The organism is Micromonospora sp. M51 (genome assembly GCF_018070305.1).
GTDB lineage: Bacteria > Actinomycetota > Actinomycetes > Mycobacteriales > Micromonosporaceae > Micromonospora > Micromonospora parva.
Window position 1 is genome coordinate 1 of record NZ_JAGPXZ010001133.1, and the last position, 1,336, is coordinate 1,336.

General features: G+C 74.5%; 1 pseudogene. It reads left to right on the forward strand.

The features are described from left to right. A pseudogene (locus tag KBX53_RS33075) lies at positions 1-1,336 on the forward strand (hypothetical protein); the annotation flags it as partial.

The following is a 1,336-nucleotide window of genomic DNA, read 5'->3' on the forward strand; positions in this document are numbered from 1 at the left end:
CCGTACCCGACCGGACCCGGGCTGGCCCACGTGCCGGACATGCCGGCGCCCGGCGCCGGCGCCACCACTCTCTACTTCCCGAACGAGCAGAGTGGCCGGCTGCTGTGGTTCCACGACAACACCCTCGGCCTGGCCCGGCTCACCGTCTACGGCGGACAGCTCGCGCTCTACCTGCTCACCGACCCGGCCGAGGACCAGCTCGTCGCCGACGCGGTGCTGCCGGCCGACCAGGTGCCCCTGGTGATCGAGGACAAGACGTTCGTCCCGGACGACGCCCAACTCGCCGCCGAGGACCCGACCTGGGACCGGGAACGCTGGGGTGCCCGGGGCAGCCTCTGGCACCCGCACGTCTACCAACCCCGGCAGAACCCGTACCGATCCGGTGGACGCAACCGCACCGGCCGGTGGGACTACGGCCCCTGGACGAGCAACGCCGCAGCCCACGGCACCCACCCCGACGGCTGGGTGCCGAATCCGTACCACGACCCGGTCGACGCCCCGGACGAGCCGCCGCTGAGCCCCGGCGTCCCGCACCCGTCGGCCGTCCCCGAGGCGTACGGCGACACCCCGCTGGTCAACGGTGTCGCCTACCCGTACCTGGAGGTGCAGCCGCGCGCGTACCGGTTCCGGATCCTCAACGCCTGCCTGGACCGCAGCCTCAACCTCCAGCTCTACCGCGCCCGCTCCGACGCGGCGATGTGGACGGCCGACGGCGCGCTCGCCGACCCCGACGCCGGCGAGGTGCCGATGGTGCCGGCCACCCGCGCGGCGGACCACCCGGCGGGCTGGCCGACCGACGGACGCGACGGCGGTGTGCCCGACCCCCGCGCCGCCGGCCCGGAGTTCATCCAGATCGGCAACGAGGCCGGTCTCCTGCCGGCCCCGGTGGTGCTGCCGAACCGACCGATCGGTTACCGGTACGACCGGCTCGACCCGACAGTGCTGAACGTCGACGGGCACACTCTGCTGCTCGCACCGGGTGAACGGGCCGACGTGCTCGTCGACTTCTCCGCCGTGCCGCCGGGCAGCACGCTGATCCTGTACAACGACGCTCCGGCCCCGCTGCCCGGCTTCGACAGCCGCTACGACCAGCACACCGGCGCCCCGGACCGCACCGCCGAGGGTGGCCCGCCCCCGACCGAACCGGGGTACGGCCCGAACACCCGCACCCTGCTCCAGTTCCGGGTGACCGGCACACCCGCGCCGCCGTACGACCTGGACCGGCTGCGCGACCGGCTGCCCGTGGCGTACGCGGCCAGCCAGCGCCCGCCGATCGTCCCGCAACCGGCGTACGACCCGCCGTTCGGCACCCGGACGACGACGCGGACGACGGTGC